This window comes from Amycolatopsis pigmentata (genome assembly GCF_042684065.1).
Taxonomy (GTDB): Bacteria; Actinomycetota; Actinomycetes; order Mycobacteriales; family Pseudonocardiaceae; genus Amycolatopsis_E; species Amycolatopsis_E pigmentata.
The window spans coordinates 16,149-30,600 of sequence record NZ_JBHUKR010000009.1 but is presented as its reverse complement, the minus strand read 5'-3'; the positions used below and the strand labels follow the sequence as shown (position 1 = coordinate 30,600).

Sequence of the window (14,452 nt, the reverse complement as noted above, 5' to 3'; positions counted from 1 at the left end):
GTCCAAGCCCGCCCGGACAGCACCCGGTCCCGGGGTGGATCCACCCCGGGACCGGCCGTCATCGAACGCGCTACCATCACAGCCCGTCGATCTGGACTAAGGTCACAGTTCGCTCGTACCCCCAACAAGTCGGGTCCATCCCCGGGTCCAGATTGATCGGCGCGGCGCCCGGATCGCTGAACGAGATGTGTATACGGTTGCGGCCTGGCCCGACACAGACAGCCTGAGAGATTTTCACCCCCAGCGTGCCCCAATCGGCGAAGCAAACCGCCCGGTGGGGCGCCGAATTGCTGGTAATGCTGAGAAAATCAGTGCGGGGATGGTCGACCCATGGGTCACAAATGTCGTCCGGTACCCGATGTATCGGGCCGATATGTATCGGCTCGTCCGCCGGTGCCGCCGACGCCGTCGGCGCCGCCATGACACCCAGGCCGGCCACCGCGGCCACCGCAAAACAGAATCGCAGAACGCGACTCGACATCGATTCGCCTCCAAAGAGATGGACAGGCATACTGCCGCGCAGAGGATGCCATCGATTGGCACTCCCCGGCCACAGGACAAACAAATCTTTCCTCAGCGTGAGCGGATACCGCGCATACTGAACATGATCGGGAAATTCTCGAAACAAGACGCGGCCGAAGAAACCGGGTGTTCATTTTCCGTGGTCAGCTAATCGAGCGCGTCAAGAGCCTTGAGGACGCGCTTGGCCGAGACCGGGAAGGCCGTGCCCAGGGTCTGCGCGAAGTAGCTGACGCGCAGTTCTTCGAGCATCCAGCGGATATCGGTCAGGGCAGGGCCGGGCGCGATACCGGGCGGCAGCGCGTCCACGGCGTGCTGGTACTCCTCGGTGAGCCAGGCGATCTCGCGCAGCGACTCGGCGTCCCGCGCGCCGTTCGTCGGCAGCTTTTCCAGTCGTCGCCCGATTCCCCGCAGGTAGCGCACCAGATTCGGCAGCCTGGTGAAACCGGTCGCCGTCACGAAACCCGGGAAGACGAGGCCGTCCAACTGCTTCCGGATGTCGGCGAGTGATTCCGCGGGACCACGCGCGTCCGCCAGTGCCGTCTCCACGTCATTGGCGGCACGCAGAATCCGTTCCACTTCGGACAGTACGTCCAGAACGGCCGGATTGAGCGCGCCACGCACCTTTTCCAGCAGGACGGCGAATCCCGCCTCGTCCCAGACGGGACCGCCGTTGTCGGCCATCAACCGGTCCACCGCGCAGTCGACACAATCTTCCAGCAGCGCCGCCACACTGCCGTGCGGGTTGCGCCCGAGGGCGAGCTTGGCCTGGTTGCCCAGATTCCGGCTGATGAACTTCATGGGCGAGGGGAGGTTCAGCCGGAGCAGCTTCCGCGTGCCCCGCCACATCCGCTGCTCCTGCTCGACCGGCGTTTCGAGCATCCGCACCGCCACCGTCGAGCCCTCGTCCACCAGCGCCGGGAACGCCTTGACCTCGTTGGCGGTCCCGGCCTCGCTGCCGCGCCACACCTTGGGCAGGTCACCGAAATCGGGCTTGGTGAGACCGCCGCGTTCCAGCCCGTCCGCGGCCTGGGCGATGGTCTGGCGGACCGCGCCGCTCAGGCGTCGTTTGAGCTCGTCGAGGTCCTTGCCTTCGGCCACCTTGGCCCCGTCGGCGTCCACCACCCGGAACGTCATGCGGAGGTGATCGGCGACGGCGGCCGGTTGCCACGCCTCGGGCGGCACGGCGACCCCGCGCAACGCCTCCAGTTCCGCGGCGAGCACGTCCAGCAGCGGCCCGTCGTCGGGATTCACCCGGGAGAGCACCAGTTTCGCGTGGTCGGGCGCGGGGACGAAATTGCGGCGGAGCGCCTTCGGCAGCGACCTGATGAGCGCGGTCACCAGTTCTTCCCGGAGCCCGGGAACCTGCCAGTCGAAGCCTTCCGCGCTCACCTGGTTCAGCAGCGGCAGCGGTAGGTGCACGGTCACGCCGTCGGCGTCGGCGCCCGGCTCGAACTGGTAGGTCAGCGTGAACGCCAGCGAGCCCTGCGTCCAGGTGACGGGGTAGTCCGACTCCCTGACCCCTTCCGCCGCCTCGTTGATCAGCATGGCCTTTTCGAAGGTGAGAAGATCGGGGTCCTCGCGGCGGGTCTTCTTCCACCAGGTGTCGAAATGCCGCGACGACACGACCTCTTCGCCGACGCGCCGGTCGTAGAAGTCGAACAGGGTGCCCTCGTCGACGAGCAGGTCACGCCGGCGCGCCCGGTTCTCCAGGTCCTCGACCTCGTCGAGCAGCGCACGGTTCTCGTGGAAGAAGCGGTGGTTGGTGTCCCAGTCGCCCTCCACGAGCGCGTGCCGGATGAACAGCTCGCGGGAAAGGCCCGGATCGATGCGGCCGTAGTTCACCCTGCGGCCCACCACCAGCGGCAGCCCGTAGAGGGTGACCCGTTCGCTGGCCATCACCGCGCCGCGCTTGCGTTCCCAGTGCGGCTCCGAATACTGGCGCTTGACCAGATGGCCGGCCAGCGGCTCGATCCACTCGGGTTCGACCCGAGCGTTCACGCGCGCCCACAGCCGTGACGTCTCCACCAGTTCCGCGGCCATCACCCACCGCGGCTGCTTCTTGAACAGCGAAGAGCCGGGGAACACCGAGAAGCGGGCGCCGCGCGCGCCGACGTAATCACCCTTCTCCGGATCCTTGAGCCCGATGTGGGAGAGCAGACCGGCGATCATCGACAGGTGCACCCGCTGGGCATCGGCGGGCTCGCTGTTCAGCGTGATCCCGAGTGGTTTGGCCAGCTGGCGAAGCTGGGCGTAGATGTCCTGCCATTCGCGCACGCGCAGATAGTTCAGGAACTCGGCTCGGCAGAGCTTGCGGAACTGGTTGCCCGAAAGCGCTTTCTGCTTCTCGTGCAGGTACTCCCACAGGTTCACATACGCCAGGAAGTCCGAGGTCTTGTCGGCGAAGCGGGCGTGCTGGGCGGCCGCCGCCTCCTGCCGTTCGGCGGGCCGCTCGCGGGGGTCCTGAATGGACAGTGCGGAGGCGATGATCATGACCTCGCGCACGCACCCGTTCGTCGCGGCCTCCAGCACCATGCGACCCAGCCGGGGATCCACCGGAAGCTGCGCGAGCTGCCGTCCGACGGTGGTCAGGGCGCCCTTGTCGTCGAAGGCCCCCAGTTCGCGCAGCAGGTTCACCCCGTCGCTGATCTGCCTCCGGTCCGGCGGTTCGACGAACGGGAACGCCGCGATGTCTCCGAGGCCGAGCGAGGTCATCTGGAGGATGACCGAAGCGAGGTTGGTGCGCAGGATCTCGGGCTCGGTGAACTCGGGACGGGAAACGAAGTCCGCCTCGGTGTAGAGACGGACGCAGATGCCGTCCGACGTCCGGCCACAGCGGCCCTTGCGCTGGTTGGCCGAGGCCTGCGAGATCCGCTCGATCGGCAGGCGCTGGACCTTGGTGCGGTGGCTGTAGCGCGAGATGCGCGCGGTGCCCGGGTCGATCACGTACTTGATGCCGGGCACGGTCAGCGAGGTCTCCGCCACGTTGGTGGCGAGCACGATGCGACGGCCGGTATGCCGGGCGAAGACGCGATGCTGGTCGGCGGCGGAAAGCCGGGCGTAGAGCGGGAGGATCTCGGTGTTCCGGATGTCCTGTTTGGACAAGGCGTCCGCGGTGTCCCGGATTTCGCGCTCGCCGGAAAGGAAGACCAGGATGTCCCCCGGGCCCTCGGCACACAGCTCGGCCACCGCGTCACCGATGGCCTGGACCTGGTCACGGTCGGGATCGGCGCTCTCGTCGTCCGGGTCGACGATCGGCCGGTAACGCACCTCGACCGGATACGTGCGGCCGGAGACCTCGACGATCGGCGCGTCACCGAAATGCGCGGAGAAGCGCTCGGGGTCGATGGTCGCCGAGGTGATGACGACCTTGAGGTCGGGACGGCGCGGCAGCAACTGCTTGAGGTAGCCCAGCAGGAAGTCGATGTTGAGACTGCGCTCGTGCGCCTCGTCGATGATGATCGTGTCGTAACGGCGCAGCATCCGGTCGGCGCCGATCTCGGCGAGCAGGATGCCGTCGGTCATCAGCTTGACCAGAGTGTCGTCGCCACCGGTGTCGGTGAACCGGACCTTGTACCCGACGGACGAGCCCAGCTCGGTGTCCAGTTCGCTCGCGATCCGCTCGGCGACCGTCCGCGCGGCGAGGCGGCGCGGCTGGGTGTGCCCGATCTGGCCCCGCACCCCGCGGCCGAGTTCCAGGCAGATCTTCGGCAACTGGGTGGTCTTGCCGGACCCGGTCTCGCCCGCGACGATCACGACCTGGTGGTCGCGGATCGCGTCGGCGATCTCGTCCTTCCGCCGGCTGACCGGCAGTTCCTCCGGATACTTCAGCTTCGGCACGCTCTCGCGCCGCGCTCGCACCCGCAGTTCGGCGGCCTCGACGGCGGCGGCGATCTCGCCCTCGGCCCGGCGGCGATCACGCGCCTTGCGGGCGCCGTCGATGCGGCGACGGAGCCGGTGCTCGTCGCGCAGCGTCAACCCGGGCAGGCGGGCCCGCAGGTCGTCAAGGGGGGAAGCCGTAGACATACGGCTTCCAGGATACCGGTACGCGCGAGCGGATTAGTGGCTCGTGCGAAGCGGTTCCGATCACCCGCGACGCAACAGCGACGGGGACAGCTCCGACGGGGTGCGGTACCCGGCGAGACCGAGGGTGATGTAGAGCTCGGCGAGCAGACAGCGCAGGACATGCCGCACGCCGTCCTCGCCCGCGAGCCCCAGGCCATAGGCGTACGGGCGGCCGTACAGCACGGCCTTGGCGCCCAGGGCCAGCGCCTTGATCACGTCGGCGCCGGTGCGGACGCCCGAGTCGAACAGCACCTCGATCCGGTCCCCGACCGCCCCGGCGATCGTGGGCAGCGCATCCAGCGCGGCCAGCGCGCCGTCGACCTGCCGTCCCCCGTGATTGGACACCACGATCCCGTCCATGCCGGCGTCCACCGCGCGGCGGGCGTCGTCGGCGTGCTGGACGCCCTTGAGCACGATCGGCCCGCTCCACAGCTCACGCAGGAGCGACAGCTGGTGCCAGCCGAAGTCCGTACCGGTGAACATCGACATCCACGCCAGCATCGCGGCCGGGAGGTCTTCCTCGGGACTCTTGGCCAGCCGCGAACGGAAAACCGGGTCGGAGAACGGGATGGCCAGGCCCTCGCCGTTCAGGAACGGCACGTAGGCGCGATCGAGATCGCGGGGCCGCCACCCCATCGTCCAGGTGTCGAGGGTGACCACGAGCGCGGTGTACCCCGCATTCCGCGCCCGGCCAAGAATGCTCGCGCACACCTCGGCGTCACTGGGCCAGTACAGCTGGAACCAGCGTGAACCGCCGGCTTCCGCGATCGCTTCGACGCTGTGCGACGAGACGGTGGACAGGATCATCGGCAGGCCCAGTGACGCTGCGGCGCGGGCCGTGGCCAGCTCCCCGTCGGGGTGCACGATGGTCTGGGCGCCGATCGGGGCGAGCAGGACCGGCGCGGGCAGTTCGTCGCCGAGCACGGTCGTGGTGAGGTCGCGGTCCGTCGCCTCCGCGAGCATGCGCGGCACGATCTTCCAGCGGTCGAACGCCTCCCGGTTGGCCCGCATCGTCGCGCCCGAGCCCGCTCCGCCTGCCACGTAGCCGAAGCCGTCCTCGGGCAACCTGGCGGCCGCCTCCTCTTCCAAGGCGGCGAGGTCGGTGGTGAACGGAGGTTTCGTCCCGGCGAGCCCGTGCAGGTAGATCTCGCTCTGGTAGTCACCGAATCGTGTGGCCACAGCACCTCCTCATCGAGTTCCGGGGAGCCTACGACGCCTGCCGCCCCGAGGACCGCACCCCACGCCCCCGTCGCCCCACGTGTTCCCCGCCACAACGGGAATGTGATCGCCGGACGATCGGTTGCCCAGTAGACGGAGGAAAACGCATGAGCACGACCACCAACGACGCCACGAGGAAGACAACGGCGCCGGGCAAGGTGCGTTACGCCCTCATCCTCGGCGGCTTGTCCGCGTTCGCGCCGCTGTCGGTCGACATGTACCTGCCCGCGCTGCCGGGCATGGCGAACGACCTGCATGCCGGTAACGCGGTGCTCCAGGTCACGCTCACCATGTTCATCGTCGGGCTCGCGCTCGGGCAGCTCGTTGCCGGACCGCTTTCCGACGCGCTGGGCCGCCGCAAGCCGTTGATCGTCGGGCTCGTCCTCTACGCCGTGTCGTCGGTGCTGTGCGCGTTGAGCCCCTCGGCGGGGGCTCTCGTCGGCGCGCGGGTGCTGGAGGCACTCGGTGCCGCGGCGGGGATCGTGATCGCCCGGGCGATCGTTCGCGACCTGTTCTCCGGTGTCGCGATGACCCGGTTCTTCTCGATGCTCATGTTGGTGAGCGGTCTCGGGCCGGTGCTGGCGCCGGTGGTGGGCGGCCAGCTACTCCGGATCACCCCGTGGCGGGGCGTGTTCGTGGTGCTCGCCGTGATCGGTGTGGCACTGCTGATCGCGGTGTCCTTCGCGTTGCCCGAGCCGCTGCCGCCGGACCAGCGCCGCCCCGCGCGGCTCGGCCGCACGCTGCGCACCTACGGTGAACTGCTCGCCGACCGTTCCTTCCTCGGCTACGCGCTCTCGGCCGCGCTGGTTTTCGCGGCGCTGTTCACCTACATCTCGGCGTCTTCGTTCGTGCTCCAGGAGGTCTACGGCCTCAGCCCGCAGGAATTCAGTTTCGTGTTCGGGGCCAACGGCCTGGGTATCGTGTTCGCCGGCCAGCTCAACGCCCGCCTGGTCGGCCGGTTCGCGGAACGACGGCTCCTCGCGGCCAGTCTGATCATGGCGATGCTCGGCGGGCTCGGCGTGCTGCTGGCGGCGGTGTTCGCCCTGCCGCTGCCCGCGTTGCTGGTGCCGCTGCTCTTCCTCGTGTCGAGCATGGGAATGGTCACGCCGAACGCCTCGTCGCTGGCGATGGCCGAACAGCCGCACCGGGCCGGCTCGGCGTCGGCGCTGCTCGGGGTGTTGCAGTTCCTCATCGGTGGGCTGGCCACGCCTCTGGTCGGTATCGGGGGCGAGAGCACGGCCGTGCCGATGGGCGTGGTGATGGCGGGATTCGCCACGACGGCACTGATCCTGTTCGCGACGATGACCCGTCCCACACTCCGGGCGGAACCCGCCTGAGTCCTCTGTGGACGGTTACCGTCAGCCGACGCTGGACAGGTCTCCGTGTTCGAGGGTGTCCTCGTCCACGGTGAGCCGCCCGTCCACGATGCGGCCGAGCGCGTCACCGTGGTCCCAGTCGTTGACGTTCATGGCCGCCTGGACCGCGCCGTCCCGGAGCCAGAACGCGATGAACTCGCGCCGCCCGAGGTCACCGCGCACGACCAGGGTGTCGGAATCGGGGTCGGCGAGACCGCGGTATTCGCAGCCGAGGTCGTACTGGTCGGAAAAGAAGTACGGCGAGGACACGTACTCCTCGTGCGCGCCGAGGAGGTTTCCCGCGACGTGCGTGCCCTGGTCCTTGGCGTTGGACCAGTGCTCGACCCGGACCCGTTTTCCGTACCGGGGATGGAAGTGTGACGCGATGTCGCCCGCCGCGAAGACGTCCGGGGCGGATGTGCGCAGGCTCGCGTCGACCGCGACACCGCCGTCGTCGGACAGTTCCAGTCCCGCCGCGTGGGCGAGGTCGACCCGCGGCGCCGCGCCGACCGCCGCCAGCACCACGTCCGCGGTCAGCTCGGTGCCGTCGGTGAGCCGCACTCCGCGGACTCCGCCGGGCCCGCCGGTGAACTCGGCGACCCCGCCGCCGAGCCGCCACGTCACGCCGTTCGCGGTGTGCAGGTCCTGGAACACCGCCGCGACTTCGGGCCCGAGCACGGGCACGAGCGGCGCGGTGATCCGGTCGACGACGGTCACCTCGACGCCATGCCGCCGCGCGGCGGCGGCCACTTCGGTGCCGATCCAGCCGGCGCCGACGATCACGACGCTGCGCGCGTCACCGAACGCCGACCGCAGCGCGAGGGAATCGTCGAGGGTGCGCAGCGTGCGAATGCCGGGCAGGTCTCCGCCGGGCACGGGCAGTGTGCGCGGTTGTGAGCCGGTGGCCAGCAGCAACCGGTCGTAGGAATGCTCGTTTCCCGCCGCGTCGAGGACCACGCGGCGACCGAGTTCCACCCGGGTGGCGACCGTACCGAGGCGGAGGTCGATATCGTGCTCGGCGTAGAAGCCCTCTTCACGAACCCAATCCGGCTCGTCGGCGTCACCGAGCAGCAGACCCTTCGACAGCGGCGGCAGTTCGTAGGGGCGATGCGACTCCGCGCCGAGGACGACTATTTGGCCCGTATAGCCCCGTTCACGCAGGTGAGCCGCCGCGGAAGCACCCGCCAGCCCGGACCCGATGATCACGATTCGCCGTGGCTCGGCCATCGTCACCGCTCCCCTCTGGTTTCTCGCTGCGGTTATCGTTCTCGCAGGAATCCCGGCGAACCGCAAGTCGGGTCAGCGGATCAGGCGTGCGCCGCGTGCGGCGTGGAGGAGGACCGGTGGACGAAGCGCTGTGGACCCGGGTGGACGAGTATCTGGCCGGCGAACTCATCCCGGACGACCCGGTCCTGGCCCAGGTGCTCGCCAACAGTGACGCGGCCGGGCTGCCCGCCATCGCCGTGGCGCCGAACCAGGGCGCTTTCCTGAACCTGCTCGCCCGGTTCGGGCGGGCGAAGACGATCCTCGAACTCGGCACGCTCGCCGGCTACAGCACGATCTGGCTCGGTCGCGCCCTGCCCGCCGATGGCAGGCTCCTCACGCTGGAAGCGGACCCGGCGCACGCCGAAGTGGCGCGCGAGAACATCGCGCTGGCCGGGCTGTCGGGGATCGTCGAACTCCGGGTCGGCGCCGCGCTCGACCTGCTTCCCGCCCTCGACGAGAAGTTCGACCTGATCTTCATCGACGCCGACAAGCAGAGCTATCCCGAGTATTTCCAGTGGGCGGTGCGGCTTTCCCGTCCCGGAACGATGATCGTCGCGGACAACGTGGTCCGTGACGGCAAGGTCGCCGAGGCGGGCACGGCCGACCCTCGCGTCCGCGGGGTCCGGCGGATGCATGAACTGATCGCCGCCGAACCCCGCGTCGATGCCACGGCCTTGCAGACCGTCGGCACCAAGGGTTACGACGGTTTCGCGCTGGCACTCGTCACGAGCTGACTCACGGCCGGAACCCGTCGTCCGGTTTTCGGGAAGTGATGGCACCCGGAAGGCCATCGCCCGCCGCCAGCCCGAATTGCTTGCGGGGATCGAACCACGTGCGCCCACGGGGCACACCGTCCGTCGGAGCGGTGATCTCGTGCCACATGATGGTCGGAAGGGACTCTCCGGTGACCGCCCTGCCGTCGGCGGTCCGCAGTGCACGCTCGTCGTCCGAACCGACCCAGACCGCCGTCACCGTCTGCGGACCGAGGTTGATCGCCCAGGCGTCGGAGTAGTCGTCACCGGTGTCGCCGAGGCGGAATTCACCCGGGAGCGGGCCGTACCCGCCGGTGGCGACGGCCATGGCCGCGACGGCGGTCGATTTGTCCCCGAAGGCGGGCTTGCCTTTGCCCACCCCGCCGACGAAATGCGGGGGCACCCGCGTGCCGTGGTTGGCGAAGGTGGCATACGCCCCGGCCAGGTCGAGCGGACGGAGGCGGTAGACGCCGTCGCCGATCGTGGTCGCGATGTGCACATCGTCGTCCTGGGTCAGGGTGCGCTGGCCGTCCACGAACTCCGGAATACCGGCGTCATAGGCCGTTTGCCGGATGTTCGGCGGCGTCACCGGCTCCCCGCGTGCGACGGCCGTCGCACGCGGGAACGGCCGGAAGGCGGTACCGGTCCGGTGCGGGGTGGAGGCATAGTCCCGCGCGCTCCAGTCTCCACCCGCGTAGGCGAGCACGCCGCCGGTCTTCGGGTCGATCGACACCACGGCCGCGCGGAGGTAGTCCGGCTGCCCGCCGAGCCGATCGTGCAGGACCTGGACGGCGCGGGCCTGTGCGTTCCGGTCGATGGTGGTCCGCACGGTGGCGATCTCACGCCGGAGACGGGCCAGGGAATAGCCCTGCGCCTCCAGTTCCGCGAGCACTTCCTGCTGAATGTGGTATTCGGTGAAGGAGAGTTTGCCCCCGGCCGTCTGACCCGGTGGCACGATCTCCTTGCCCGGATACGCCATGGCGGCACGGTCGGCGGGCGAGATGTAGCCGCGTTCGACCAGCTTGTTCGCCGCGTACTCCCAGCGCTTCGCCGCCTCGCCGTCGCCGACCGCGGCCGGGTCGTGCCCGTACGGTGCCTGCAGCATCCCCGCGAGGAAGGCGGCTTGACTCCAGGTCATGCTCGCCAGCGGCTTGCCGAAGTAGGCGTTCATCCCCGCTGCCGGACCGTGGGTGTTGCGGCCGAACGAGACGAGGTTGACGTAACTCTCGAAAATGTCCTGCTTGCTCCGCTCGCGCGTGACCTTGGTCGCCAGCACGAGTTCCTTGAACTTGCGGAAATAGGAGGCGTCGTCGTCACCGGTGGAGTTCTTGATGTACTGCTGGGTGATCCCCGAGCCGCCGCCCACCCCGGTGACCATCGCGCGGACGATGCCCCGGGGCTCGAACCCGTCGTTGGTCCAGAAGGTCGGGTCTTCGACCGCGATGATGGCGCTGACCAGCTTGGCGGGCACATCCGCGAACTGGACGTACTGACGGTCGCCGTCTTCGGGAAGGATCTTCATCATCGGTGTGCCGTCGGAGTAGTTCAGCACGACGGTCCGGTCAAGTTCCGCCAGGACATGTCGTGGACTTTCCACGTCCCACAGCAGGTAACCGATCATGAAGGCGATCGCCGGGACCCCCAGGGCCAGGCCGGTGAGCACGTAGAGGGTGCGGCGGGTGCGCCGCCACACCTTGCTGGACTTTCGCTGCTTCCGTGAAAGCGTCACGATCTTCAGATGGGGGCAACGGTCAGGGCCGTTGCACCGGTTCGATATGAATTCGTGATGTAACGCCGGGTGAACCAGTTGTATGAGGCCATGACGTTGGTGACATTGAATGCCCGGGCGCGGTGGACGAACCCGATGGCGGTGCGGGCTTTCTCGTCGGGCAGGGCTTCGGTGTAGGCCAGCCTCGAGTAGCCGTCGACGGCGGAGTACAGGTAGGTGTAGCGGGGCCGGCCGCCGCGGGTTTTGCCGCGTGCGACCCGCCGGTCCTGGTCGCTGCCCCTGCCGTGGATGCGCCAGCCGCCACCATCGGGAATCTGGCCAGTCTTCTTCACGTCGAGGTGGACCATGTGCCCTGGCCAGCGGGCGATGATCCGTCGTGGCCGGCGGTTGCCGTCGCCGGTGGGGTCGAGGAACCGGCGCCGGTTGAGGCCGAGGCGCAGCAGGTGCCGGCCGACGGTCCGCGCGGAGATGATGATGCCAGGCTCCAGGTGGTCAAGGGCTGCCCCAGCCCGTTGGGATCACTGCGGGCGATGCGGTAGATCGACTCTTCACCAGACGCCGGGTTTGCTCGGGCTCCAATCCATCCTGGGAACGGCCCGCGTGATTTCGTGCGACCATGTGGCCGAGGTGAGGAAGACCGGCGCGTCGACGGCCGCGACTGATGTCCACATAGGACCCTTCTGTAGTGGGTCATCGGCAGGCGGGTCGTCGGGTGGTGGGTCCTCGAAGGGGTCGGTTCGGGCTGAGTGCAGGGGTTCGGGGTCGCTGGTGTACTGGTCGTTGGTCGGCGTTGTGATCGTGAAGGTGCCGGAACGAAGGATCTCCCCGGCTGGTCCTACCGGTTGGACAAGGACATCATAAACGCGGCTGGCCTTGAAGCTGTCGATCTCCCCACGGCGCATCGCTTCCAGCGTGTTGGGCAACCGCGTGGTCAGCGCGTGAGCAAGCCCGATCTGATACCGCGCGGTGTGTTTACTGACCGCCAGACCCAGCGACAACTCCAAGGCCACATTGGACGGCTGCGGGGCCACGCGGTCGAACTCCGCCACCGCCTCCAACTGCGCCGCCTGCACCTGGCTGAGCACCACCCGCAACCGTTGCACCATCCGCGGCAACCTGGCCCGCGAGCACCTCGCCACCCGGAGCTCCCGCAACCCGACAGCCGCGGACTCCAGACAGGACAACACATCACCGTCCCCGCCGACGGCCGGCCACGGCACGGCTTCCTCAGGCACAAGGGGTTCCGCCGGTTCGGGCGGATCAAGTTCAGCTGACATGAATCAAAGGTATCGAACACGCAGTCGACAAACGTCACAACGACGGCACACGAAAGAGTGAACCCTTTTTCATCCTGTGGCGGGTTCGTAGTTCCGCAGGACGTGGATGGCTTTGGCCAGGTTCCCGGCGCGTCGGGGCAAGCAGCGGAGTTTGCGCAGGATGCGCCAGGTCTTGAGTTGGGCGTTCGCGCGTTCGCCGGGGCCGCGTAACCGGGCACGGTTCGCGTCCTTGCAGGACTCGGGCTTGTTGCGGGCTTTGTACGGGGTGGATCACGTGCTGGCCGGGGAGGAGATGACCTGCGGGTTCATGCCGTGCATTCGGTGCTTGCCCGAAGTTGGTCGATCACTGTCCTACCAAGGGCTTTACCACGTTCACGGCACCCACACGCCAATGACCAAGCAGCGCCTGACCTACAACCCCTTACCTGCCAACATATCCCGGCCAGGATGAAAACGGCTCAATGAAGGGCAAGTCGTCATCGAGGAGGAGCAACGGAAAGACGTGGAGCGCGGCCTCGATGTGATCACGTACAACAGCGTCGCGAGGGCGGCCTCGGAACCGCCCCCGCGACGATGACCTACCGGCGTTTCATCCGTGGGTCGCACCCACGGGTGCCGGCGGGATCGCGAGGACCTGCCCGGGGTGAATGAGATCCGGGTCCGGGACGTCGTTCACTTCGGCGATGGCGGGAAACAGTTTCCCTTTGCCGTAGAAGCGCTTCGCGATAGCCCAAAGCGTGTCACCGCTGGCGACGACGTAGGAATGGTAACCCTTCGCGTCCGGAATGGCGAGGACCCGCCCGACGTGAACAACGTCCGGATCCTTGATGCCATTGACGTGGGCGATGAGAGGATACAGTTCGGCGTCGCCGTAGAATTTCAGCGCTATTCCGGACAGTGTCTCGCCCTGGACGACGGTGTATTTCCTGGTCATATCCGGCTCCCCTGGTCGTGATCACGGCCGGATCCGCGCGACGTCCGCGGATCGAAGTCGGGCCAGGCGGATCCGGCCTGGGTACAACCCTCTCGATCGGCAGTCCTACCACCCCCTTTCCTTCGAACCGGGGTGGAACTCCGACGATAGTCGGCTACCCCGCACCATTCATCGCCTGTTCCGGGTGACGCGACGGAGACGCTCTTGACCGCGGCCAAAAACGTCCTGGCGCGGCAAAAGCCTTCAGGGCGTACCGGTTTCAGGAACGCCGGTAGAACGGCAGCTCGACGACCTCCACCGGCTCACTGCGTCCACGGACGTCGACGGTCAGCTTCGTGCCCGGCTCGCTCAGTTCTTTTGGCAGGTAAGCCATCGCGATCGGATACCCGAGCGTCGGGGAGAGCGCTCCACTGGTCACTTCTCCGACCTCGCGTTCGCCGTCGAGCACCCGGTAGCCGTGCCGTGGCGAGCGACGGCCGGCACCCCGGAGGCCCGCGAGCACCTTGGCCGGTTCACGGCGCCGCTCGAGAGCCCCTTTGCCGACGAAATCCCGTTTCGCGAATTTCACCACCCGGCCCAGATTCGCTTCGAAGGGGGACACCGCGGTGGTGAGTTCGTTGCCGTACAAGGGCATTCCGGCTTCGAGACGGAGCGTGTCACGGCTGGCGAGCCCCGCGGGCAGCAACCCGTGGGACTCTCCCGCCGCGGTGAGCGCACTCCACAGCGCCTCTGCTTCGGGCGAAGGAACGAAAAGCTCGAAACCGTCCTCACCGGTGTAACCGGTGCGAGCGAGGAACACCTCCTGGCCGCCCACCTTCGCCGGCATACCGGCGTAGTACTTGAGGCTCGCGAGGTCGGCGCTGGTCACCGTGCCCACGATGTCGGCCGCACGCGGGCCCTGGACCGCGATCAACGCCGTCTCCGAAGACCGATCGGTGACTTCGGCGTCGAAGGCTCCGGTCCGCTTGAGCAGCTCCGCGAACACGATGGCGGCGTTGCCCGCGTTGGCCACGACGAGGAACTGCGATTCGCCGATCCGGTACACCACCAGGTCGTCGAGCACGCCACCCTCGGCGTCGCACATCATCGTGTACCGGGCACGGCCGGGCTCGACACCGGAGAGGTTGCCGACGAGCGCGTAGTCGAGTGCGGCGCCCGCCTCGCGGCCGGTCACCTCGATCTCCCCCATGTGCGAAAGGTCGAACAGCCCGGCGGCCTCACGGACCGCGCGATGTTCGGCCAGTTCGCTGGTGTAGCGCACCGGCATCTCCCAGCCGGCGAAGTCGGTGAACAGCGCGTCGAGTCCTTTGTGGACATCGTAGAGCGAGGTGCGCACG

The 14,452-nt window shown here is 68.1% G+C and carries 10 protein-coding genes and 2 pseudogenes; 2 read left to right on the top strand and 10 right to left on the bottom strand.

Annotated elements, in window-relative coordinates:
* Positions 1-76 precede the first annotated feature (76 nt).
* From ACFSXZ_RS19605 to ACFSXZ_RS19595, 3 genes are all read right to left on the bottom strand, one after another.
* On the bottom strand, positions 77-448 hold the full coding sequence (locus ACFSXZ_RS19605; RefSeq protein WP_378266553.1) for a hypothetical protein: 372 nt from the start codon (positions 446-448) through the stop codon (positions 77-79).
* Positions 449-669: 221 nt separating this feature from the next.
* Positions 670-4,545: an ATP-dependent RNA helicase HrpA gene (gene hrpA / locus ACFSXZ_RS19600; RefSeq protein ID WP_378266552.1), complete on the bottom strand. Its 3,876-nt coding sequence runs from the start codon at positions 4,543-4,545 to the stop codon at positions 670-672.
* A 60-nt stretch (positions 4,546-4,605) separates the two neighbouring features.
* Positions 4,606-5,763: a lactate 2-monooxygenase gene (locus ACFSXZ_RS19595; protein WP_378266551.1), complete on the bottom strand. Its 1,158-nt coding sequence runs from the start codon at positions 5,761-5,763 to the stop codon at positions 4,606-4,608.
* Positions 5,764-5,909: 146 nt separating this feature from the next.
* Between ACFSXZ_RS19595 and ACFSXZ_RS19590 the strand changes: the two genes are divergently transcribed.
* Positions 5,910-7,139, top strand: coding sequence for a multidrug effflux MFS transporter (locus ACFSXZ_RS19590; protein WP_378266550.1), 1,230 nt, complete (start codon positions 5,910-5,912; stop codon positions 7,137-7,139).
* A 21-nt stretch (positions 7,140-7,160) separates the two neighbouring features.
* Here the strand turns inward: ACFSXZ_RS19590 and ACFSXZ_RS19585 are convergent, their stop codons facing one another.
* Entirely contained in the window at positions 7,161-8,384 is a 1,224-nt protein-coding gene (locus ACFSXZ_RS19585; protein WP_378266549.1) for an NAD(P)/FAD-dependent oxidoreductase, read from the bottom strand.
* Between the two features lie 116 nt (positions 8,385-8,500).
* On the opposite strand from ACFSXZ_RS19585, the gene ACFSXZ_RS19580 reads away from it, so the two are divergent.
* Positions 8,501-9,157 carry an O-methyltransferase gene (locus tag ACFSXZ_RS19580; RefSeq protein WP_378266548.1) on the top strand — a complete coding sequence of 219 codons (657 nt, stop codon included), beginning with the start codon at positions 8,501-8,503 and terminating at the stop codon, positions 9,155-9,157.
* Position 9,158: 1 nt separating this feature from the next.
* Here the strand turns inward: ACFSXZ_RS19580 and ACFSXZ_RS19575 are convergent, their stop codons facing one another.
* The 6 genes and pseudogenes from ACFSXZ_RS19575 to gcvT all read right to left on the bottom strand — a co-directional run bounded on the left by ACFSXZ_RS19575 (position 9,159) and on the right by gcvT (position 14,451).
* Positions 9,159-10,904 (bottom strand): transglycosylase domain-containing protein, encoded by a 1,746-nt coding sequence (locus ACFSXZ_RS19575; RefSeq protein ID WP_378266547.1) that lies wholly within the window; start codon positions 10,902-10,904, stop codon positions 9,159-9,161.
* Between the two features lie 107 nt (positions 10,905-11,011).
* Positions 11,012-11,383 (bottom strand): annotated as a pseudogene (locus tag ACFSXZ_RS19570) (IS481 family transposase); the annotation flags it as partial.
* A gap of 69 nt (positions 11,384-11,452) precedes the next feature.
* Positions 11,453-12,181, bottom strand: a complete 729-nt coding sequence (locus ACFSXZ_RS19565; protein ID WP_378266546.1) for a hypothetical protein — start codon at positions 12,179-12,181, stop codon at positions 11,453-11,455.
* Positions 12,182-12,250: 69 nt separating this feature from the next.
* Positions 12,251-12,448, bottom strand: a pseudogene (locus ACFSXZ_RS19560) (IS5/IS1182 family transposase); the annotation flags it as partial.
* Between the two features lie 322 nt (positions 12,449-12,770).
* Positions 12,771-13,115, bottom strand: a complete 345-nt coding sequence (locus ACFSXZ_RS19555) for a LysM peptidoglycan-binding domain-containing protein (RefSeq protein ID WP_378266545.1) — start codon at positions 13,113-13,115, stop codon at positions 12,771-12,773.
* Between the two features lie 259 nt (positions 13,116-13,374).
* The gene (gcvT, locus tag ACFSXZ_RS19550) at positions 13,375-14,451 is read right to left on the bottom strand and encodes a glycine cleavage system aminomethyltransferase GcvT (protein ID WP_378266544.1); all 1,077 of its coding nucleotides are present in this window, start codon (positions 14,449-14,451) and stop codon (positions 13,375-13,377) included.
* Position 14,452: the final 1 nt, after the last annotated feature.